General features: G+C 63.8%; 22 protein-coding genes. 12 read left to right on the top strand and 10 right to left on the bottom strand.

From position 1 onward, the window contains the following. Positions 1–117: 117 nt before the first annotated feature. Positions 118–747, top strand: coding sequence for a hypothetical protein (locus tag NP503_RS07045; RefSeq protein ID WP_127267854.1), 630 nt, complete (start codon positions 118–120; stop codon positions 745–747). A gap of 165 nt (positions 748–912) precedes the next feature. Then, on the top strand, positions 913–1,134 hold the full coding sequence (locus NP503_RS07040; protein ID WP_013532531.1) for a hypothetical protein: 222 nt from the start codon (positions 913–915) through the stop codon (positions 1,132–1,134). 3 nt (positions 1,135–1,137) lie between these two features. Here NP503_RS07040 and NP503_RS07035 read toward each other — a convergent pair whose 3' ends face one another. Next, positions 1,138–1,644 carry an OsmC family protein gene (locus NP503_RS07035; protein ID WP_127269953.1) on the bottom strand — a complete coding sequence of 169 codons (507 nt, stop codon included), beginning with the start codon at positions 1,642–1,644 and terminating at the stop codon, positions 1,138–1,140. Between the two features lie 204 nt (positions 1,645–1,848). Here NP503_RS07035 and aguA point away from each other — a divergent pair, with 204 nt between their 5' ends. Both aguA and NP503_RS07025 read left to right on the top strand, forming a co-directional pair. Further along, entirely contained in the window at positions 1,849–2,955 is a 1,107-nt protein-coding gene (gene aguA, locus NP503_RS07030; protein WP_127269955.1) for an agmatine deiminase, read from the top strand. 45 nt (positions 2,956–3,000) lie between these two features. Next, positions 3,001–4,095 (top strand): polyamine ABC transporter substrate-binding protein, encoded by a 1,095-nt coding sequence (locus NP503_RS07025; RefSeq protein WP_127269957.1) that lies wholly within the window; start codon positions 3,001–3,003, stop codon positions 4,093–4,095. Between the two features lie 21 nt (positions 4,096–4,116). Here the strand turns inward: NP503_RS07025 and NP503_RS07020 are convergent, their stop codons facing one another. Then, a complete protein-coding gene (locus tag NP503_RS07020; protein ID WP_127269959.1) occupies positions 4,117–4,866 on the bottom strand; it encodes a helix-turn-helix transcriptional regulator in 750 nt (249 codons plus the stop codon). A gap of 105 nt (positions 4,867–4,971) precedes the next feature. On the opposite strand from NP503_RS07020, the gene NP503_RS07015 reads away from it, so the two are divergent. The 3 genes from NP503_RS07015 (at position 4,972) to NP503_RS07005 (ending at position 8,539) form a co-directional block, all read left to right on the top strand. Beyond that, on the top strand, positions 4,972–6,489 hold the full coding sequence (locus tag NP503_RS07015; protein WP_127272335.1) for a S10 family peptidase: 1,518 nt from the start codon (positions 4,972–4,974) through the stop codon (positions 6,487–6,489). A gap of 175 nt (positions 6,490–6,664) precedes the next feature. Then, a complete protein-coding gene (locus NP503_RS07010) occupies positions 6,665–7,552 on the top strand; it encodes a DMT family transporter (protein WP_127272334.1) in 888 nt (295 codons plus the stop codon). 60 nt (positions 7,553–7,612) lie between these two features. Beyond that, the gene (locus NP503_RS07005) at positions 7,613–8,539 is read left to right on the top strand and encodes a DMT family transporter (protein WP_127272333.1); all 927 of its coding nucleotides are present in this window, start codon (positions 7,613–7,615) and stop codon (positions 8,537–8,539) included. 168 nt (positions 8,540–8,707) lie between these two features. On the opposite strand, the gene NP503_RS07000 is transcribed toward NP503_RS07005, so the two are convergent. Next, positions 8,708–9,562 carry a LysR substrate-binding domain-containing protein gene (locus NP503_RS07000; RefSeq protein ID WP_127272459.1) on the bottom strand — a complete coding sequence of 285 codons (855 nt, stop codon included), beginning with the start codon at positions 9,560–9,562 and terminating at the stop codon, positions 8,708–8,710. A gap of 112 nt (positions 9,563–9,674) precedes the next feature. Between NP503_RS07000 and NP503_RS06995 the strand changes: the two genes are divergently transcribed. Continuing rightward, positions 9,675–10,082 carry a 4-oxalocrotonate tautomerase family protein gene (locus tag NP503_RS06995; protein ID WP_127271318.1) on the top strand — a complete coding sequence of 136 codons (408 nt, stop codon included), beginning with the start codon at positions 9,675–9,677 and terminating at the stop codon, positions 10,080–10,082. A 123-nt stretch (positions 10,083–10,205) separates the two neighbouring features. Next, positions 10,206–12,428, top strand: a complete 2,223-nt coding sequence (locus NP503_RS06990) for an AMP-binding protein (RefSeq protein ID WP_127272460.1) — start codon at positions 10,206–10,208, stop codon at positions 12,426–12,428. A gap of 27 nt (positions 12,429–12,455) precedes the next feature. On the opposite strand, the gene NP503_RS06985 is transcribed toward NP503_RS06990, so the two are convergent. The 6 genes from NP503_RS06985 to NP503_RS06960 form a co-directional block, all read right to left on the bottom strand. Continuing rightward, entirely contained in the window at positions 12,456–13,274 is an 819-nt protein-coding gene (locus tag NP503_RS06985; RefSeq protein ID WP_127268236.1) for a phosphatidylcholine/phosphatidylserine synthase, read from the bottom strand. Between the two features lie 3 nt (positions 13,275–13,277). After that, positions 13,278–13,976 (bottom strand): phosphatidylserine decarboxylase, encoded by a 699-nt coding sequence (locus NP503_RS06980; RefSeq protein WP_127268237.1) that lies wholly within the window; start codon positions 13,974–13,976, stop codon positions 13,278–13,280. 134 nt (positions 13,977–14,110) lie between these two features. Beyond that, the gene (locus NP503_RS06975) at positions 14,111–14,458 is read right to left on the bottom strand and encodes an antibiotic biosynthesis monooxygenase (protein WP_127268238.1); all 348 of its coding nucleotides are present in this window, start codon (positions 14,456–14,458) and stop codon (positions 14,111–14,113) included. A gap of 108 nt (positions 14,459–14,566) precedes the next feature. Next, positions 14,567–16,447 carry an ABC transporter ATP-binding protein/permease gene (locus tag NP503_RS06970; protein WP_127268239.1) on the bottom strand — a complete coding sequence of 627 codons (1,881 nt, stop codon included), beginning with the start codon at positions 16,445–16,447 and terminating at the stop codon, positions 14,567–14,569. Positions 16,448–16,469: 22 nt separating this feature from the next. Next, positions 16,470–16,802 (bottom strand): helix-turn-helix transcriptional regulator, encoded by a 333-nt coding sequence (locus tag NP503_RS06965; protein WP_127268240.1) that lies wholly within the window; start codon positions 16,800–16,802, stop codon positions 16,470–16,472. Between the two features lie 227 nt (positions 16,803–17,029). Continuing rightward, positions 17,030–18,499, bottom strand: coding sequence for a LysM peptidoglycan-binding domain-containing protein (locus tag NP503_RS06960; RefSeq protein WP_127268241.1), 1,470 nt, complete (start codon positions 18,497–18,499; stop codon positions 17,030–17,032). 126 nt (positions 18,500–18,625) lie between these two features. Here NP503_RS06960 and NP503_RS06955 point away from each other — a divergent pair, with 126 nt between their 5' ends. Then, positions 18,626–19,237, top strand: a complete 612-nt coding sequence (locus NP503_RS06955) for a TIGR00730 family Rossman fold protein (protein ID WP_127268242.1) — start codon at positions 18,626–18,628, stop codon at positions 19,235–19,237. A 64-nt stretch (positions 19,238–19,301) separates the two neighbouring features. Here NP503_RS06955 and NP503_RS06950 read toward each other — a convergent pair whose 3' ends face one another. Beyond that, a complete protein-coding gene (locus NP503_RS06950) occupies positions 19,302–20,210 on the bottom strand; it encodes a LysR substrate-binding domain-containing protein (protein ID WP_206517463.1) in 909 nt (302 codons plus the stop codon). Between the two features lie 108 nt (positions 20,211–20,318). Here NP503_RS06950 and NP503_RS06945 point away from each other — a divergent pair, with 108 nt between their 5' ends. Both NP503_RS06945 and NP503_RS06940 read left to right on the top strand, forming a co-directional pair. Then, entirely contained in the window at positions 20,319–20,609 is a 291-nt protein-coding gene (locus tag NP503_RS06945; protein ID WP_127271666.1) for a muconolactone Delta-isomerase family protein, read from the top strand. Between the two features lie 174 nt (positions 20,610–20,783). Beyond that, the gene (locus NP503_RS06940; protein ID WP_128310068.1) at positions 20,784–21,782 is read left to right on the top strand and encodes a transporter; all 999 of its coding nucleotides are present in this window, start codon (positions 20,784–20,786) and stop codon (positions 21,780–21,782) included. Position 21,783 lies beyond the last annotated feature (1 nt).

Genomic DNA, 21,783 nt, shown 5'->3' with positions numbered 1-21,783 from the left:
GCATGTCGGTTTCCCAAAAACCACTGCATACTTTTAGGCGACATGCGTAGGGATTAAACAGGCCTCCGGCAACGTTTCTTCTGATGTAACCCGTCGAAGACCAACCGGAGGACCGACATGCGTAAACTGCTTCTCGCCACCGCCGCCACCCTGATCGCAGCCGCGGGCGCCGCTTACTCGCAAGATGCCAAGATGAGCTTCTTCGTCACCAGTGTCGGTTCCGGCAAGGGTGCCGACCTCGGCGGCCTCAAGGGCGCCGACGCGCATTGCGCGTCGTTGGCGGAAGCCGCCGGCGTCACCGGCAAGAGTTGGGCCGCCTATCTGTCGACCAGCGACACCGACGCCCGCGACCGCATCGGCAAGGGGCCATGGGTGAACGCCAAGGGCGTCAAGATCGCCGACGATGTCGCCTCGTTGCACAGCGATGCCAACGGCATCACCAAACAGACAGCGCTCAACGAGAAAGGCGAAGCGGTCAACGGCCGCGGCGACACGCCCAACCGCCACGACGTGCTGACCGGCTCCAAGCCCGACGGCACCAAGATCGCCGACCAGACCTGCGGCAACTGGACGATGAGCGGGGCGGAAGGCGCCGCGATGATGGGCCATCATGACCGCGCCGGTCTCGACGATTCGGCAGCGGCCAAATCCTGGAATTCCTCGCACGCCTCGCGCGGCGGCTGCAGCCAGGAGGCGCTCAAGGGCACCGGGGGCGATGGCTTGTTCTATTGTTTTGCCACCAACTGAGCCGATTGCGCTTCGAAATCGGGCTGGAAACCCCCGTCACATCACGCGGCTGTGATGTGACGGCGGGAAGCTGTGCGGCGGTCAGGCTTTCGTCATTTCCATGGAGTTGGTAGGGTCACAGCGACTCCCACAACAGCGCCCAACTGGCAGAACAAGGAAATCCCCATGGCTACGACCGCAGCAGCGTTGGTCTGGTATCTGGTAATCGCCGGCCCGCAAGGCGGCATGGTCGTGCTGCCCAGCACCTTCGACAAACGCGAACAGTGCACCGCCGCCATCACCGAATATCAGAAGCAGCCGACACCGGCCGGCTGGTCGGTGCAATGCGTGCCGAGCGCCTCGCCCTTCACTGACGAGGGCGACGCCGAAGAACCGTCGGCGCAGTAAGCATCAGCGGCGTGCGCTCACCGTCAGCTCCGGCTTCTGGCTGATGGTCTGGAACACCACGCAATAACGCTCGGTCAGCTTCAGCAGCGAGTCTACCCGCTCCTGCGGCTCAGCGGTGTCGAGGTTGAAATTGAGCCGGATGGCGCGAAAGCCGACCGGTGCATCCTTGGCGACACCGAGCGTGCCGCGAAAATCGAGATCGCCTTCGGCCTCCACCGTGGCGGCGCCGAGCTTGAACTCGAGCGCCGTCGCCACCGCCTTGAGCGTCACCCCGGCGCAGGCGACCAAGGCCTCCAGCAGCATGTCGCCCGAGCAGAGTTCAAGCCCTGAGCCGCCTGTTGCCGGATGCAAGCCGGCGATGGCGAGCGCCCTGCCCGTCTCCACCTTGCAGGCAACCGACTGGTCATCGATCGAGCCCTTGGCGCGAAGCGTGATCAGAGCCTGCGAAGCATCGTCACGGTAGGCCTGCTTCAGCGGCGCCTGCATGGCCTTCAGTTCGGTCGCATCCATCCGCTTTTCCCCTTTCGTCGACTGCTTGCGTCACCGGCATACGCCGTCCGGTCGAGATTTGCGCCGATCACCGTGGCAAGGCAATGCCGTTCCGCAACAGGAGACAGCGGTCAACACCGATATCCCAAATGGGACATTGACGGACAAGGTCCCAAAAACGTCTGATCCGGGCAAGTCATCACTCCATTTCCCGGCGGTCCCAAGATGCCCCGTACCCTCTCGACAAGGCCGAAACAGGATGGGTTTCGCGCGCCCGGCGAATTCGAACCAAAGTCAGGCTGCTGGCTGATCTGGCCGGAGCGGCCGGACACCTGGCGCCTCGGCGCCAAGCCCGCGCAAAAGCTGTTCGTGGATGTCGCCGCGGCGATCGCGCAAAGCGAGCCAGTGACGGTGGCGGCCTCCGCTCGCCAGTGGCAGAATGCCCGAGCGCGATTGCCCGGCCATGTGCGTGTCGTGGAGATGTCCACCAACGATTCCTGGTTGCGCGACAGCGGTCCCAATTTCGTCGTCAACGATCAAGGCGGCGTGCGTGGCGTCGATTGGATCTTCAACGCCTATGGCGGTTTTGACGGCGGCCTCTACGCGCCATGGGACCTCGATGATCTGGCAGCGCAAAAAGTGCTCGAAATCGAGAACATGGATCGCTACCGCGCACCGCTGATCGCCGAGGGCGGCGGGTTGCAATGCGATGGCCAGGGCACCCTCATCACGACGAAGCAATGCCTGCTCAACCGAAATCGCAACGCTCATCTCGGCAAGGCCGAGGTGGAACGCCAGCTTGGTGACTATCTCGGCGTCGACACCGTCATCTGGCTGCCGCGTGGCCTTGCCTTCGACGAAACCGACGGCCATGTCGATGACGTCTGCTGCTTCGTGCGTCCCGGCGTGGTCGTGCTGAGCTGGACCGACAATCGGGAGGACCCGCAATATGAGATTGTGCGAGAAGCCGAAGAGGTGCTGCGTTCGGCCCGTGATGCGCGTGGCCGCGCACTGGAGATCCACCGGCTGCCGCATCCCCTGCCGATCGAGATGACGCCGGAAGAAAGCGAGAGCGTGGACCGGCTGGATTCGACCTGGGCGCGACCGGCCGGAAACCGGATCGCGGCGAGCTACATCAACTACTATCCGGGCAACAGCGTCGTGGTGGTACCGCAGTTCGGCTGCGATCTCGATGTGAAGGCCAAGCAGACGCTGGCCGAGCTGTTTCCCGACCACAAGATAGTCGGCATCGAGAACTCGCGCGAGATCTTGCTGGGCGGCGGCAATGTCGCCTGCATCACCTTGCCGGTCTATGCCCCGCAGCGACGCTGAGGGACGACGCATGCCGAAAACAGATAGCGAAAACGGAGGACATTTATGCGCGCTCTGATCTTCTCAACCCTGCTTGCCTGCGGCGTCTGCGCAAATGCGGCTTCGGCTGACGAGGAAAAGATCGTCAACGTCTACAACTGGTCCGACTACATCGCGCCGGACACCGCCGAGAAATTCGAGAAGGAAACGGGCATCAAGGTTCGCTACGATGTCTATGACGGCAACGAGGTACTTGAAACCAAGCTGCTCACCGGCGGCTCGGGATATGACGTAGTCTACCCCTCAGCCTATCCGTTCCTGAAGAACCAGGTGAAGGCGGGGGCGTTCCTGGAACTCGACAAATCGAAGCTTGCCAACCATTCGAAGATCGATCCGCAGGCCTTGGCGCTGATCGCGGGCGCCGATCCGCAGAACCTGCATGCCGTGCCCTATATGGCCGTCACCGACGGCATTGGCTACAACGTCGCCGCGGTGAAGCAGCGGCTGCCGGACGCGCCGACGGATTCCTTCGCCATGGTCTTCGACGTGGACGTGGTCAAGAAGCTCTCCGATTGCGGCGTGGCCATGATCGATGCGCCGGCTGAAGTCATCCCGATGGCGATGAACTATCTTCACATCGACCCCAGATCGACCAGTCCCGACGACCTCGCCAAGGTCGAGGACCTGATGGGCAAGGTGCGGCCCTACATCCGCTATTTCCATTCGTCGAAATACATCAACGACCTCGCCAACGGCGACATCTGCGTGGTGTTGGGCTGGTCGGGCGACATACTTCAGGCAAGGACCCGTGCGGCGGAATCCGTGAAGAAGCTGGAGATCGCCTATTCCATCCCCAGAGAAGGCACGCTCATCAACTTCGATACGATGGTGGTGCCGAAAGATGCGCCGCATCCCGACAACGCCCAGGCCTGGATCAACTTCAATCTGCGGCCCGATATCGCCGCGGCCAATTCCAGCTATGTCTCCTATGCCAATGCGATACCGGAATCCCTGCCGCTGATGGACAAGGCGATAGCCAGCGATCCCGGCGTCTTTCCGCCTGATGCCGTGAAGGCCAAGCTGTTCGTGGTCGACAACAACGACCCAAAGCTGCTGCGATCACAAAACCGCATGTGGACGCGCATCGTGACGGGGCAATAGCGCCGGCGTAAGCCGTCAGGCTCAAGCGGCTTCGCGGAAGGCCGCCAGCAGCTCGACCTGGGAGTGCACGCCGAGCTTGCGGTAGATCTGCTTGATGTGGTTGCGGACGGTGCCGGGTGAGACGGCGAGGCTTCGCGAAATCGTCTTGGCGTTGCCACCCTCGACCAGATGCCGCGCAACCTCGGCCTCGCGCCTGCTCAGCCGCGAGCGTCCGTCACCGATTGCGGCGCCCTTGTCCCGGGAGCGGCACAGATGAAGCAATCTTTGCAGAATGAGCCTTGTCGCGCTGCTTGCCGCGTAAGCCATCTCCAGATCCTGATCGCCAAAGGCCGGTGCCCCGTTTCGCCGCAGGAAGGTGACATAGCCAGCGGTCAGCCCGTCGAGATTGAACACGCCGGTGATCTCGTCGAAACTGTCGGAAGGGCCGAAGAATTCGCGATAGTAGGGGGTACGCTGGAAGTCGCCATTGCGGAGTGCCGACAGCGGCAACAGGAAATCCTGTCTTGTGCTGGCGAACCTCTGGAAGAAGGGATCCTGGCGATACAGTCGTGCATCGTAGTCGCGGTTCCAGCGATCGGGGCCGGCATCGTCGATGGTCAGGGATGTGATGTCTCGACGGTAGAAGCCGACATAGGCGCGGTCGGAGCCAAGCAGTCCGCTCGCCGCCGCTGTGAAGCGAGCGGACAATTCTTCGGGCGTTGCAGCCATGGCCGCGGCGGCGACACCACCGCTCCAGTGTCCAAACCGATCGAGAGAGATGTTCGACTGCATTCCGGCTCACATTAGCGCAAGCCGTTGCAGGTTCAAGACAGCCATTTCCTTTGACTTCGATCCTCTCGGCCATACCTATGCGGGAGTCGTTCTCGCGGAGCCATCATGCCGGTCAAGCTGAAACTGATCTTCCTCATCCTGCCGATGCTTGCCGTCCTGGCGCAGCCCGTCCTGGCTGAAACGGCGGAGCGGCCGGCACCTGCGGGCGGTGTGCTGTCCCTGCTGCCGCCGCCGCAGACCACCAACTATTCGATCACACTGGCCGGGCGCAAGCTGGATTACCAGGCAAAGGCAGCGACCCTGTCGCTGCTGTCGGGCAACGGCGACGTCACGGCGGAGATCTTCTACGTCGCCTACACGCTGGAGCCGCTGGCGAGCGTGGCCAAAGACCCGCATCGGCCGATCACCTTCGTGTTCAATGGCGGCCCTGGAGCAGCGTCCGCCTATCTGCATCTCGGCGCACTCGGTCCACGGATAATCGCGACGGGAGCCGATGGCGAACTCCTGCCCTCACCGCAAAGACTGATCGACAATCCGGACAGCTGGCTCGACATGACGGATCTCGTCTTCGTCGATCCGGTGGGGACCGGCTACAGCCGCGAGGCACCGGGGCAGGACACGCGCGATTTCTGGGGCGTCAACCAGGATGCCAGCTCGATTGGCGCCTTCATCCGGCTCTATCTCGCGCAGAACGGCCGCACCGGGTCGCCGCTGTTCCTCGCCGGCGAAAGCTATGGCGGGTTCCGCGCGGCGCTGCTCGCCAGGACATTGCAGGAAGATATCGGCGTCAGTCCGAGCGGCATCGTGCTGATCTCGCCAGCGCTGGAGTTCACGCTGGTGCAGCCCGACGAATTCGAGCCGCTGCATTGGGCGCTCGAACTGCCGTCACTGGCGGCGGTGCGGCTACGCACCGAAGGCGTCAGCGGCGATGCATTGCGGGAGAAGCTGGCCGAAGTCGAACATTATGCGATGGGCGATTACCTTACGGCAATCACCAGCGGACTGGAGCAAGGCAGGCGGCTGGCGAGCCAGCGCGTCGCTGAGATCACCGGCCTGCCACTCGATTTGGTGCAACGGAACTCCGCTCGCATCCCCACCAGCCTGTTCGCAAGGGAGTTCGCCCGTGCCAGCGGCAAGGTGCTCAGCCCCTATGACGCCACGATCGGCACAGCCGATATCGCGCCTGAGAGCGCCCGCATCGCCGGCCCGGATCCGGTGCTCGACCGCAGCGTGCCGGCGCTGACGTCGGCTTTCGTCGGCTACATCCGTGACGAATTGAGTTTCCGCACCGATGTCAGCTATCGGCTGCTCAATGGCGAAATCAGCCACAAATGGGATTACGGGACCAGCGCCTCGCGGCAAGGCTATGCCGGAGTGATGGACGATCTGCAGCGCGCACGCTCACTGAACCCTTCGCTTGGTGTCGTGATCGTCAACGGCTACACCGACCTGGTCACGCCTTACCTCGCCTCGCGCTACCTGGTGAACCAGATCCCATCGCTCGCCGATGCCAAGCCTATCCGTCTCGATGTCGTCGAGGGCGGGCACATGATGTATTTCAGGTCCGACGGCCGACGCGCGCTGAAAGAAGCCGCTTCGGAGCTTTACCAGGCGACGCAGTAGGCTTGGCGACAGTGCAGCTCGGCATGGCCCCCTGCCCCAACATAACCAGCGGGCTGGCGTAGCGCCGCAGCGATTTTCGCCCTTATAGCTTGGTGCCGAGGGAACTGAATTCACAGCTCCTCGTGTCGCTCCTCACAGCATTCTGCCGCTCCGGCAATTTGGTCCCACGCGCCTTATGGCCGATATCGCCATTCTCGAAACACGCGAGCGGGTGCTTGCAGGCATCCTGCTGACCGGTGCTGCCTATTTGCTGTTTTCGACACAGGATGCCTCGATCAAGCTGTTGGTCGTCGGCATGAGCGTCTGGCAGATCATGTTCTTCCGCAGCATTGCCATTCTGGGCGCGTGCGCGGCGATCGGCGGACGACAGTTGTTTGCCGACACGATGCGCTCGCCGATCGTGCGGCCGATGCTGGTGCGCAGTGCCTTCACGCTTGCTGCGTGGCTGTGTTACTACAACGCCGCGCGCAGCCTGCAGCTCGCCGAGCTGACCACCGTCTATTATGCGGCCCCGATCATCGTCACAGTGCTTTCAGTGTTCCTGCTCGGCGAAAAGGTGCCGATGCTGCGCTGGCTGGCGGTGCTGATCGGCTTTGCCGGCGTGTTCGTCGCTTGCGATCCGACCCATCTCGGCCTGTCCGTGCCGGTGCTGCTGGTGCTGGCGGCGGCCTTCTTGTGGGGCATCGCCATCGTGCTCTTGCGCAAGACCGCCCTTGCCGAGTGCTCGATGATCCAGCTCCTGCTCAACAATTTCTATTTCCTGCTGTTTTCGGCGGTGCCGGCATTGTTGTTGTGGCGGACACCGGACGGGGCTCAGTTGCTGCTCCTTGCCAGCGTCGGCGCACTCGGCGGCCTGGCACAATATCTTCTGTTCGAAGGCATGAAGCGCACACCGGCTTCGGTCCTCGCGCCGCTGGAATACACCTCGCTGTTGTGGGCATTCGCACTCGGCTTTGCGATCTGGGGCGACGTGCCGCGCCGCGAGGTGTTCCTGGGCGCTGCGCTGATCGTCGCCGCCGGCCTGTTGATCGTCGGCACCGAGCATTTCCGCAAACGCCTATGATGTGGATCACCATCATTGCTGACACTACGATGTCAGGACCAAGCGGCGTAGGCTGGTTGCATGACTGACATTGCAGCCGCCACCGACACCGCCGCAGAGCGCACACTCGGCATCATCCTGGTGTCGTCCTCAGCTGCCGTTTTCGGCCTGACCGGTGTTCTGACAAAGTCGATCCATGCCGACCCGTTGACCATCATCTGCTGGCGCGGCTTTGTCGGCGCCATCCTGATCAGCTTCTATGTGCTGTGGCGGCGTCACCGTTCCGGTAACCGCGAAACGCTGCGGCTTGGCTGGCGCGGCTGGCTGCTGGCGGTAGAGGGAGCTCTGGCCAGCATCGCCTTCATCTCGGCGTTCAAGTTCACCTTCGTCGCCAATGTCGCGGTCATCTATGCCACAGCACCTTTCGTCACCGCGCTGCTGGCTTGGGTTCTGACGCGCGAACCCTTCCGGTTGCAGACGATGGTCGCCGCCGCCGTGTCGCTGTGCGGCGTGGCGATCATGGTCTGGTCCGGCTTCGGCACCGGCAATCTGTTCGGCGACGGACTGGCACTGCTGATGACCATCGGCAGCGGCCTCTACATGATCATGGTGCGCGCGTTCCGCGACACGCCGGTGGTGTGGGCCGGCGCGGTTTCGGCGTTCCTGCTGTTCCTGCTCGGCTGGTTCGTCACCGATCCGCTGGCGGTTTCGCAAAGGGATGCCGTTCTGCTCGCCACGTTCGGCGCGTCCTTTGCGTTGTCCTCGATCCTGTGGACGGAGGGCGCGCGGCTCATCCCGCCGGCCGAATCCGGACTGCTCGGCTCGGCCGAAGTGCCGTTCGCGATCCTGTTTGCCTTCCTGTTCCTGGGCGAGATTGCACCAGCCGCCAGCATGATCGGCGGCGTCATCGTGTTGTGCGCGGTGTTCGCCCATGCGGGGCGGGATTGGCTGAGGGCCCGCTCGCAACGCATGGCCGGCCCGCAACGCGTGGCGTCAAATATTTCTTAAAAAAGTGACACAGTCACGGAACCATCATCCGGGTCAGGCATTATGGATGCGACGGGCCATCCCCAAGTCCCCCCAAACCCCTCGGCCCGTCCTACTCCAAGCCGACCGTAAGGTCGGCTTTTTCTTTGCCACCAAGCCGACCGTAAGGTCGGCTTTTTCTTTGGGCATTCAGCCCGACAAGGCAAGGTTGCCGCTGAGAAGGGCCGCCAGATCGGCTGCCGACCCGTCGGCACCGGTGCGCAGCCGGATGGCGAACTCAGCCATTGGAACCTGCGGCAGGCCAAGCTCGCGCGGCGCCTCGACAATGCCGGAATGGGCAAAGCGAGCCGTTCGCAGCGTCAGCGCGACACCGGCGTTCACCGCCGTGCGCAGGCCGGCCAGACTGGCGCTGCCGGCAGCGATGCGGTAGCGGCGGCCGGCCGCATCGAGTGCGGCAAGTGCTGCCTCGCGAAAACCGCAATACGGATCGAGCAGCGCCAGCGGCAGTTCCTCCTGCCGCGAAGCCAGCCCCTTTTGTGAGCATAGCCATATCATCGGCTCGCGCAGCACGCCGACTTCGTCCGGCGCCGCCGCCTGGCGCATGACGATCGCCAGATCGAGGCCGCCAGACTGCAGCGCCTGCGCCAGTTCGGCGGAGCGGCCGACCCGCAGTTCGATCCTGACGCGCGGATGACTGACGGCGAAGGCACGCAGCAGATCCGGCAGGCCGCTGTCGGCGAAATCCTGCGTAGTGCCGATGGCGACGCGTCCGGCAGCGCGCGCGCCCTTGAGCGCCAGCCAGGCCTCGCGATGGGCGGCAAGGATCCGCCTGGCATGGCCGACGAGGTCTTCGCCTGCAGGGGTCAAGCCGCGCCCTCGCCCTTGCGGCGCCAGCAGCGGCTCGCCGACGATTTCTTCCAGCCGCTGCATCTGGGTGGTCACCGCCGAGGGCGAACGGCCGACGCTTGCAGCCGCCTGGGCCAGCGAGCCGCTGTCGACGAAAGCAAGGAAGGTTCGGAGCAGATCGGGATCCAGCGTTTCCATACTTCGATATTATCGAAGCTTCAGTTAAAAACAATTCGATTTTTTTGATCTAAAGGTGGTGGCATGGTTGTTTCAACGGCGATCGGACGCCGCTCAAGCCAAGGAGAAGAAAATGCCCATTATCAACATCAGCGTCACCGGCAAGCCTGACGCGGCGCTTTCCGCTCGCATCGCAGAGGAGGCTACCGAAATCACCGCCACGCAGCTGCGCAAGGATCCGACGATCACGGCAGTTGCCGTGTCCTATGTCGATCCGCAGCACTGGTTCGCCGGCGGCAAGTCGCTGGCCGAGCACGGCACCAACACGTTCTGGCTTGATATCAAGGTGGTCGACGGCACCAACACCAAGCTTGAGCTGGAGGCCTATCTGAAGGCGATCTTCGCGGCCTTCGGCCGTCTGCTGGGCGGCGTGCACGAGGAGAGCTACGCCTTCGTACATGAAGTGCCGGCAGCCGCTTACGGCTATGGCGGCAAGACGCAGGAATTTCGTTTCATCAGTGGACGGCTGCAGGCGGCATGACAAGCAGCTTCCCGCACCAGGGAAGCAAAAGCTCCGCATTGACCTTCCTCCCACATCGTCTAGGTTCTGGCCGAAGCGGCCGCAAAAGAGCCGAGATGCTAAGAATGTTGGGAGAGACGCGGCATGGTCCTGACACTGGCGCTGCTTGCGGGTCTTGTTCTGGCCTGGCTGCTGATCGGCGTGGTGGAAATATTCCGCCTCGGCCTGCGCTTTACCCAGGCGCTGCTCTATGTGCCGTTCAAGCTCGCCTACCGGATCGCCGACAGCCGTATCAGGATCGCCCGCCAGGCGCAGGCTCCAGTCATCTACGTCATCTCGCATCAATCGCGCTTCGAACCGGCGCTGATGCTGTCGCTGCTGCCGGAAGACACACTGCACATACTCGACGAGGCCTCGGCGCGCTCGCCGTGGCTTGAACTTTGGCGCGAGCTTGGCCGTACCATCGCTTTCAACGCCGAACATCTCTTCGTCAGCCGCCGGCTGGTGCGCGTGCTGAGGGGCAAGGGCCGGCTCGCCGTCTATCTGCCGGATGCGGTCGAGCCTGACGTCAAGATGTTTCGGTTGTTTCGTGCCGTCACCCGCATCGCCATGCAGGCCGATGCCAAGATCGTGCCGATCTTCGTCGGCGGCGCGCGCGGCCTGCCGGTGTCGCTGACACCCGCGGACAAGGCGCCACGACACTGGTTTCCGCAGCTGTCGATCAGCGTGCTGGAACCTATGACCATCGCCGAACTGGTGGCGCGGAACCCCGATCAGGCCTCGAACACCAACGCGCTGTTCGACCGTGTCGCCGAGGCGCGGCTCTTCGGCACCAACCTCGATCGTGGCCTGTTCCTGGCCATGCGCGATGCCGCCGACCGCGTCGGCGCTTCGCATACCATCATCGAGGACGTGATCTCCGGGGCGCTGACCTACCGCAAGCTGTTCATCGGCGCCCGCGTCCTGGGCAGGCGCTTTGAGGCGGTGACGGCTCCGGGCGAGGCGGTCGGCGTGATGCTGCCCAATGCCAACGGCGTCGTGCTGTCGCTCACCGGCCTTCTGTCGGCCGGCCGGGTGGCGGCGATGATCAACTATACGGCCGGACCGGCGAGCGTCACCGCGGCCGTGCGCACGGCGGTGATAAGGACCGTGATTTCCTCCCGCGCATTCGTCGAGAAGGCCGATCTGGCCGATATCGTCGCGGCGGTCGAAAAAGGCGGCGCCAAGCTGCTGTGGCTGGAGGATGTGCGGGAGAGCGTTACCGCGCTGGACAAGCTTGCCGCCGCTCTGCTGTGGCGCTGGCCGCTGCAGCGGCAGGATGCGGCCAAGCCGGCCGTGATTCTGTTTACTTCGGGCTCGGAAGGCACGCCGAAGGCGGTCGTGCTGTCGCACAAGAACCTGTACGCCAACGCCATGCAGGCCGAGGCGCGGATCACCATCTCGCCGGCCGACATCCTGCTCAACGTGCTGCCGGTGTTCCACTCCTTCGGCCTGACGGGCGGCACCATCCTGCCGCTGGTCACCGGGGTAAAGCTGTTCCTCTACCCCTCGCCGCTGCACTACAAGATCATCCCCGAGGTGGCGCGCAAGGTGAAGCCGACCATTATGTTCGGCACCGACACGTTCCTCGCCAACTATGCGCGCACCGCCAAGGACGGCGATTTTTCCAGCCTGCGCTTCGTCGTCGCCGGCGCCGAGGCGGTGAAGCCGGAAACCCGCCGCGTCTATCGCGAGCGCTTCCAGGCCGAGATCATCGAAGGTTTCGGGCTGACCGAGGCGGCACCGGTGGTTGCCGTCAACACGGCAATCCATGGCCGCGACGGCACGGTCGGCCGGCTGCTGCCTGCCATGCGCATGAAGCTGGAGCCGGTCGAGGGCATCTCCGACGCCGGCCAATTGTGGCTCGACGGGCCGAACCTGATGATGGGCTACATGACGTCGGACCGCCCCGGTGAGTTGCAGCCGCTGACCGGCTGGCACGATACCGGCGACATCGTCGCCGTCGACCGCGAGGGCTTCATCACCATTCGCGGCCGCGCCAAGCGCTTCGCCAAGATCGCCGGCGAGATGGTGTCGCTGGGGGCGGTCGAGATGCTGGTGCAGTCGCTGTGGCCGGAGGAGCGCCACGCGGCTGTGGCGGTGCCGGACAAGAGACGCGGCGAGCGCATCGTGCTGGTCACCACCGCCGACGATGCCAATCCCGACGAGCTGCGCAAATTCGGCAAACAGGCGGGCGCCGCCGAACTGATGGTGCCGAACGACATCGTCAAGGTGGAGGAAATCCCGGTGCTGGGTTCCGGCAAGACCGACTATGTGTCGACGAGGAAATTGGCGATCGACAGGCTGGGGCTCGGCGTCGCGGCCTGAGTCAGATCAAGCACTTCTGCGAATTTTCTAACCTATATCGGAGGGCGGCACTTTCTCGCCCTCGCGCTTGGCGCGCTTCGAATAGGCGCGCACGCTGAATGGCAGGAAGATCAGGTAGCCGGCGACCGAGGCGGTCAGCGTGTACCAGGGATAGGTCATCAGCAGGAGCACGTAGAGTACGACACCGAGGATGATCGGCAACACCCTGTCGCCCGGGATCCTTAGGCTCTTGCCGGAATAGACCGGCAGCCGGCTGACCAGCAGGAAGGCGACCAGGATGGTGAAGCCGGTGGCGACGAAGGCGGCGGGGCGACTGGGCTCCAGCCCTGTGCGCAGGAAATAGAGATAGAGCGGCAGCATCACCAGCACGGCGCCCGCCGGCGCCGGCACGCCGACGAAATATTCGGACTGCCATATGGGGCGATCGCCCTTCTCGTCGTCGAGCACGTTGAAACGGGCGAGGCGCAACCCGCAGGCGATGGCGAACAGCAGTGCCGCGATCCAGCCCGGCGAGCCGGCGCGGTCGAGCAGGAAGGCATAGAGCACCAGAGCCGGCGCCACGCCGAAATTGACGATGTCGGCCAGCGAATCCATCTGAGCGCCGAATTTGGAGGTCGCCTTCAACATCCGCGCCAGACGGCCGTCGATGCCGTCGAGGAAGGCGGCAAGCAGCACCATCACCACCGCCGGCTCGAAGCGGCCTTCGAAGCCGAAGCGGATGCCGGACAGGCCGGCGCAGATGGCGAGCACGGTGACCAGATTGGGCAGCACCATGCGCATCGGGATTTCGCGGATGCGCGGACCGCCGCTGGCATGGGCCTCGAACTTTTTGTATTGCGTGCCCACCGGTCAGGAAACCCGAACAAGAGGCGTGCCGGCAACACCGCCGAATTCGGCCAGCACGGTTTCGCCGCCAACCGCCGTCTGGCCGACGGCAACGCGCGGCGTGGCGGTCAGGGGCAGGAACACATCGACACGCGAGCCGAAGCGGATCAGGCCGAAACGCTCGCCAGTGCCGATTGAGCCGCCGGCCTCGGCCCAACAGACGATGCGGCGCGCCACCAGGCCGGCGATCTGGACGGCCGCGACCGTGCCGTTGGGGCTCTCGATGACCAGGCCGTTGCGCTCGTTCTCGGTGCTTGCCTTGTCGAGTTCGGCATTGAGGAATTTGCCCGGCCGGTGCTCGATTTTCGCAATACGGCCGCGCACCGGGGCGCGGTTCACGTGGCAGGAGAAGACGTTCATGAACACCGAGATCCGGGTCATCTCTGCATTGCCGAGGCCGAGTTCGCGCGGCGGCACGGCGGGTCCGACCGCCGAGATGATGCCGTCGGCGGGGCTGACCACCAGGCGGTCATCGACCGGCGTGACGCGCTCGGGATCGCGGAAGAAATAAACGCACCAGGCCGTCAGGATCAGACCGATCCAGAACAGGATCGAGGAGAAATAGCCGAGGAAAAGCGTCGCCGCGCCAAAGGCCGCGATGAAGGGATAGCCTTCGCGATGGATCGGTACGAATGCGTTCTTGACCGTATCGACAAGGCTCATCGGGTGTAAACGGGCTCCGTTTCAGGTGGGGCCTCAATAGCCGAAAGCCCCCCTCGCCGCAACGCAACAATGGGGAATGCCATATTCAGCGTCGAAGCGCCGGCACCTGGCATCGGTTTGCCGTAACGGCTTTTCTAAAGCCCCGGAACCCGCTGATAGTTGGCGATGTCGGCGCGCACGCCGAGCCGGGCGATCGTCTCGTGCGGGTTGAAAGCGATGCGCTCGTGCGCGGCCTTGACGATCGGCACGACGTTGTCGATGGCTGCCTGGCTTTCCCATTCGACGATGGTCACAAGGTTGAACTCGCCCGGCCCTGAGAATTGCTCGAGCAGGAAATCCTGCACGAACCCCTGCTGCAGGCGCAGCAATTCATGCGTTGTCCTGACCTTGGCGAGTATCTCCTCGCGGGCGGCGGCAGGCACGACGAACTTGTCCACCCTGAACACGCTGCGGCCGTCAACGCTCTGATTTGTCTTGCTCATTTCGATTTCTCCGTTCCTGGATCATGGTGTTTTTTGGGCTCCAGGAACGGCCTACAATCTCAACTTATGTTGAGGTCAAGCGCAAAAATCAGGTCATGCGCCGAACTTTCAATTCACCTCCGACGTTCGCCGACGAACGACAACGCCAAGCTCGTCGCCCTCGCGGGCGATGCGTAGGCGCTCCTCGGCCTCGGTCGCCTCGCGCTGGCGGTCCCACATCGAGGCGTAGAGGCCATGCTTGCGCATCAGCTCGGCATGGGTGCCGCGCTCGGCGATCTGGCCGTCCTGCAGCACGATGATCTCATCGGCCGTGATTACCGTCGACAGGCGGTGGGCGATGACGATGGTGGTGCGGCCACGGCTGACCAGATCGAGCGCGGCCTGGATCTCCTGCTCGGTGTGACTGTCGAGCGCCGAGGTCGCTTCGTCGAGCATCAGGATCGGCGGCGCCTTCAGGATGGTGCGGGCGATCGCCACGCGCTGCTTTTCGCCGCCCGAAAGCTTCAGCCCGCGTTCGCCGACCATCGACTTGTAGCCGTCAGGCAATCGCTCGATGAACGGACCGATCTGGGCTAGTTCAGCGGCTTTCTGCATGTCCTCCTCGCTGGCTCCGATGCGGCCGTAGCGGATGTTGTAGGCGATGGTGTCGTTGAACAGCACGGTGTCCTGCGGCACCATGCCGATCGCGCCACGCAGGCTCTCCTGCGTCACGTCCCTGATATCCTGGCCGTCGATCAACACCTGGCCGGACTGAACGTCGTAAAAGCGGAACAGAAGCCGCGAGATGGTCGATTTGCCGGCACCCGAAGGCCCGACAATGGCGACGGTCTTGCCGGCCGGCACCTCGAAGCTGATGCCCTTCAGGATCTTGCGGTTCGGGTCATAGGAAAAATGCACGTCGCGGAACTCGACCTTGCCGGCGCTCACGGCGAGCGGCCTGGCATCCGGCTTGTCGACGATCTCCTGCGGCACATCCAGAAGGTCGAACATCTGCTCGATGTCGGTCAGCCCCTGGCGGATTTCGCGGTAGATGAAGCCGATGAAATTGAGCGGCACCGACAGCTGCATCAGCATGGCGTTGATGAAGACGAAGTCACCGACCGTCTGCGTGCCGGCCTGCACTTCAAGCGCCGACATGCACATGACGATGACGGTGCCGAGGCCGAAGATGATGCCCTGGCCGAAATTCAGCCAGCCGAGCGAGGTCCAGATGCGCGTCGCGGCGACCTCGTAGCGTGCCATGGAGCGGTCGAAGCGCTCGGCTTCCATGCTTTCGTTGTTGAAATATTTGACCGTTTCGTAATTGAGCAGCGAGTCGATCGCCTTGGTGTTGGCGTCGGTGTCGCTGTCGTTCATGTCGCGGCGGATCGAGATGCGCCAGTCGCTGGCGCGCACCGTGAACCAGACATAGACCCAGACGGTGACCGCGACGACGACCACATATTTCCAGCCATAGGTGTAGGCGAAGATGCCGGTGGTCAGCGCGAATTCGAGGATGGTCGGCGCCGTGTTGAGCATGATGAAGCGCACGATCGTCTCGATGCCCTTGGTGCCGCGCTCGATGATGCGCGACAGGCCGCCGGTGCGACGCTCCAAGTGGAAGCGCAGCGATAGTTGGTGCATGTGAACGAAGGTGCGGAAGGCGAGCTGGCGCACCGCGTATTGGCCGACGCGTGCAAACAGCGCGTCGCGCAGCTGATTGAAGCCAAGCTGCACCAGGCGCACGACATTGTAGGCGACGACCAGCATGACCGGCGCCAGCAGAAATGTCGGCAGCGGTGGCACCGATTTGGAGTCGCCGGCCAGCGCGTCCGTTGCCCATTTGAAGAAATAGGGACCGGCGACCAGCGTCAGCTTGGCGACGACGAGCAACAGCGTCGCCCAGGTGACCCGGGCTCTCAGATCGGCGCGATCCGCCGGCCACATATAGGGCCACAAATTGAGCAGCGTCTTGAAGGTCGAGGAGTCGGAGACGGTTTTTTCGGCCATTTTTGGCGCCTTCTTCTTATTTTCAGCGGCCGGAGCAGCAGGAATTGACGAGGGCGGCCACCGATGCAGAAACATCGGCGAGCGCGGCACGGTCGATCGCATAGCGCGAACGCTGGCGATCGGGCTCGAAGCGAACCAGCCCGGCTTCGACCAGTATTTTCAGATGTTGTGACACGGTGGACTGCGCCAGATCGAACCGATCGACGACTTCGCGGCAGTAGCAGGAGTTGCTTGCGGACAAGTATTTCAGGATTTCGATCCGAGCCGGGTGCGAAAGTGCTGCCAGCCGGGTGGCAACGGCTCGGCTGTCCGGGGTGCAGCCAGGTGCGTTTGTTTCCATAAGGGAATCAGTCATCGTCCATCGGCGATAGACGATGAGCAGGTCTGCGGCAAGCTACCCCGATGGGTAGAGCGACCTAATCTCCCCCCTTGAGGGGGAGATGTCACCAAAGGTGACAGAGGGGGTCGGTGCGTCCTGACGCGACGTCGTTTGGAGAAAAGAGAAGGTCGGCGCTTCACGCGCGACGACCCCTCTGGCCTGCCACCTCCCCCTCAAGGAGGGAGATTGGCCAATCGCCAACCCTACTGCGTCTTGGCCGGCGCTGTCGTTGCCTGCTCGCCCATCGCCTTGAGGTCGGCGGCTTCGCCTTCCTTCGACTTTTCCGGGACCTTGAACACCTGCCCCGGCCAGATGCGGTCGGGATCGCTGATCTGGTCTTGGTTGGCGAGGTAGATGGTCGAGAAGCGCACGCCATGGCCATAGACGCGCCGCGAGATCCGCCACAGCGTGTCGTTGCGGCGGATGATGACGGCGCCGTCGGCATGTTCAAGCTTGGGCGCCACGGTCTCGGGCACGTCGCTCGGCGGCGTCGCCTCCGCCACAACGGCCGGAGCCTCGGTGGCGGGAGCAGGCGTGGTGGCCGGAGCCGTCCCGGCCGCGGCCGGCGCCTCGGCGGCGGCAGGTGCGGCCGGCTTGGGCTGAACGGGCTTCGGCGCCGAGGGTGCCACGGCGGCGACCGCTTCGCCCGGCTCGCGCTCGAACGGCACGGCTGCGCGGGCCACAACTGTCACACCGTCGGTATCGAGGCCGTCGACACGTATTGTGTAGCTGCCGACCGGAATGTCGCGCGCCGCCTCGACCAGGAAATGACCATCCGTCGACGTTTGCGCATCACCGAGCAGGATGTCGTTGGCATAGGCGCGCACCTTGCGGCCGGCATCGGCGAGACCGGCGACAAAGATCTTGCTGCCGTCGATCTCGACCGCCTCGACGACGATCTTGGGCTCGGTCACGCCTGCAACGGGCGGCGTCGCCGGCGCAGGAGCCGGTGCTGCTTCCACCACGGCAGGTGCTGGGGCGGCTGGTGCCGGAGCAGTTGCGGGCGCTTCGGCTGCGGGAGCAGCCGGCGCGGTGGCCTGAGCAGCCGGCTTTGCCGCGGGCGCGGGAACGGTCAGCAATTCGGCCGGCTTGCCCGGCTCCTCGACCATGGCCAGCACCTGGCCGGCCGCATCCTTGGGAACCGAAACCACGGCGGTCTGCACCGAGGGCGTTACGACATCGCCCGTGGTCGCGCGCAGCGCGATCGTATAATCACCGGGCTTCAGCGGATCGTCGAGAATGATAACGAAGGCGCCATCGGGACCAGCGACCGTCGAGCCAAGCACCGTCGAGCCGTTGAGGATCTCGACCTTGGCGTTGGGCGCCGCATTGCCGGCGACGACAATCGAGCCATTGCTTTCGACGCGCACGACATCGAAGGACGGTGCGACCGGACCGGCCGCAGCCGGCGCCGCCGCGTCCGCGGCCGGTGCGGACGGTGCCGTTGCCTGGGGCACCGCGGCGGGAGCCGCAGGGACCTCCGCGGCGGGCAGCCGCGCTTCGGTGCCGGGATCGGCCGATTTTGGCGCTGCGGGCGGCGTCTGCGCCGCCACTTGCGCCGGCGGCGTGGGATTGAGATACGGGTCGAGTGCGCCCGATACATAGGCGGTTCCCGCGGCCGCGACGGTCCCACCCGCCGCGAACAGAAACGCCTTCAGTGGATTAATCGCCATACTTCCCTACCCCTTAGCCACCTAACGCCGGTCTAGCCTGTTTTACCAATACCGACAAGAAAAAGCCCGGACTTGTTAACTCTTGGGGCTTGACCCGGCTTTCAGACCCAATCACCAATCATCGGCATGAACACGATTCGATCCGTCTGCGTCTATTGCGGCTCGTCTCCGGGCCGCGATGAAACCTATATCAAGGCCGGACACCTGCTCGGACGCTCGATTGCCAAAGCGGGACTGCGGCTGGTCTATGGCGGCGGCACCAAGGGCATTATGGGTGCTGTCGCCGAAGGCGCGCTCAAGGCCGGCGGCAAGGTAACGGGCATCATTCCGCGCTTCCTGATCAACAAGGAAGCGAGCGAAACCGCGCTTGACCGGCTCGATGAACTCTTCATCACCGACAACATGCACGAGCGCAAGCACAGGATGTTCGAGAAATCCGACGCCTTTGTGGCGCTGCCGGGCGGGATCGGCACGGTCGAGGAGATCGTCGAGATCATGACCTGGGGGCAGCTTGGCCATCATCGCAAGCCGATCGTCTTCGCCAATGTCAAAGGATTTTGGGATCCGATGCTGGCGTTGCTCGATCACATGGCCGCCGAAGGCTTCATCCACACCGCACAGCGGGTCAAGCCGCTGGTCGTCGACGACCCTGAAGCGATCGTCGCCGCCATCATGGTGGCAGGATCGTCCGTCGATGCTCCGACCGAGGGCGTGCAGTCGGTGATCGACAAAATGTAGGGGAGTAAGAAAATACGGCAGTAAGGCAGTATGTGAATTGCCTGGAGTGTCCTGCCCTACTGCCCTACTGCCCTACTGCCCTACTGCCCTCTTCCTCCGCAGCCTGCCGCAAATCGGCAATCACCGCCCGCCGGTCTTGACGCCGCCAGGCGAGATGGAGTGAAACCGTGCGGTCGAACCACGGCAGGTCGCGAAACACGATCCGCGGCGGCGCAGCGGAACGCAGGCTGGCTTGCACCGTCGCCAGGCCGAGACCTGCGCTGACAAGGCCAAGCGAGGTTAGCGGATCCGCCGTTTCATAGGCGATGTCGGGCAAAAAGCCGGCTTTGGCGCAGGCGGCAAGGAACTGGCCGCGATTGGTGTCGTCCGGCTGGCGCACGACGGTGATCCAGGTGCGACCGTCAAGGTGATGCGGCCCAACCTCTGGTATTTGAACAAGCGGATCATCTTCGGGGATCGCCAGCACCAGCGGCTCATGCCGCAGCGCCATGGCGGCGACATCCGGGTCGTCATCAGGTGGCGGCGAGTAGACAAAGCCCAGATCCAGCGACCGCTGCCGTAGCCCTTCCAACTGCGCCGCCGAACGCAGGCTTCTCAGTTGCAAGTGGAAATCCGGCCGGTCGCGACGGAACTGGCGCAGCATCCCGGCGACAAGCCCGGCATGAACGGCGCCTTCGACATAGCCGATGGCGAGCCGACCGACGGCGCCGCTGGCCAGGTTTCGGCCGAACTCCTCCAAACGTCGCGCACTGGACAGCAGGGCGCGGGCCTCGGTGAGGAAGGCGCGCCCCTCGGCGTTGAGATGGACCCGCTGCTTCGATCTTTCAAAGAGGGAAACACCCAACTGCTCCTCGAGCTGGATGATCTGCCGGCTGAGTGGCGACTGGGAAATATGCAGCATCTCGGCGGCGCGCCCGACATTGCCGGTTTCGGCGACGGTGACGAAATACCTGATCTGGCGCAGGTCGAACATTTTTTCTCCAGGCTCCAGTCCCCCGAGGTCTCAACTTTAGCCTAACCAGTCTTAGACAGTCTGACCAGCGGGAGCGATAGTTCGGCCATCCAACCAAAGCAGACCGCCATGCAGTTCTTTGCCCTTCTCACCCGCAACACCGAAAAATTTGCCGATGCCGATTTCGCTCCGCTTCTGCCCGGCGAAGCCGAACAGCGGCGCACGCTCTATGCCGAAGGCGCGGTACGCCAGGTGTGGAACCGAGGCGACATCCCGGGCAGCGGCATGATGCTCGAAGCCGCCGATGATGCAGAGGTTCGCGGCCATCTCGCCACCTTGCCGCTGGTCAAGGCCGGCATGATGGACATTGCCGCAATCGTGCCCCTCAAGCCCTACCCCGGCTTCGGCCCGAAGCACTGACCGGGGCACAATCCGGGGTGGCGAAGGCGTCACCACCGGATTGACGTGGGTGATCGACAGACCGTGATCGGCTGTCAAGAAACCGTCACACCGAACCGGGTTCGCTCGTGCTAGAAATCAAGGCCAGGCAGCCGCCGTGCGGTGCCATTTCGGAACATGCATCTGGCACCGCCCATGGATATCACTCTCGCCCCGGAAGGCACCGACCTGTCGCCCTACCTGCCCGACGAGCACGGATTGTTCTTCATCTATCATTTCACCGCTGAGGGCGTGCGAACCAGGGACGCCACCGCCGCGCACTGGACATGGCGCAGCTACCAGCTTTCCGACATGCGGGCCCGCCATGAGATCGGCGCCGATCAGGCTTTGCCGGCACCGGTGCGCGAAGCTTTCCTGTCCGCCAGCCATGGCTGCCACATCGACCTCGAGGACGACTGGCTCTATGGCGATCTGCCGGACCTGCGCCATGACTATTCGGCGGAAGCGGGCGGGCTTGGCCATTTCCGCTTCGCGCTCAACGACACGATGCTGGTCGGCGCCCGCAAGCAACCGCTGCAGTCGGTCGACAACATCCGCAAGGCGATCGAGAATGGATCGCGCAAGTTCCGCTCGCCGGCCGAGTTGATCGAGGCGGTTGTCGGCCAGTCTTTTGACGGCATGGTGGCTGAACTTGCGGCACTCGGCGACAGCCTCGACGGGATCGAGGATCGCATCGTCTGCGACGCATGGCACAATGAACGGCAATCCCTCGTCGACGCGCGCCGGCATCTGGTTGTGATCCACAGGCAGATGGCGACGTTGACCAATCTGTTTCGCCATCTCGACCACTCGCACCGTAACGACCTGCCCGACAGCATCAACGACATGGCCGCGCGTCTTTCGCACAGGGCGCAGACGCTGCACTATGATGGCGAACAATTGCAGGCACGCGCCCGGCTGTTGCAGGACGAGCTTATGGCCAAGCTGACGACGCAGTCGAACCGGCTGCTGTACGTACTGTCGGTGATGACGGCGGTGCTGTTGCCAATGACCATCATCTCGGGCCTGTTCGGCATGAATGTCGGCGGCTTGCCGCTGGTCGACACGCCAATGGGCTTCTGGGTGGTGACGGCGGTAGCGATGGTGATCGCGGGCGCGACCTATCTCTTTGTCAGGCGGCTCGGACAGATGTAAC

Source organism: Mesorhizobium sp. SEMIA396, from assembly GCF_024518615.1.
In the GTDB taxonomy this organism is placed as follows: domain Bacteria; phylum Pseudomonadota; class Alphaproteobacteria; order Rhizobiales; family Rhizobiaceae; genus Mesorhizobium.
Note: the sequence above shows the minus strand (reverse complement) of the source record. Positions and strands in the feature narration are given on the sequence as shown.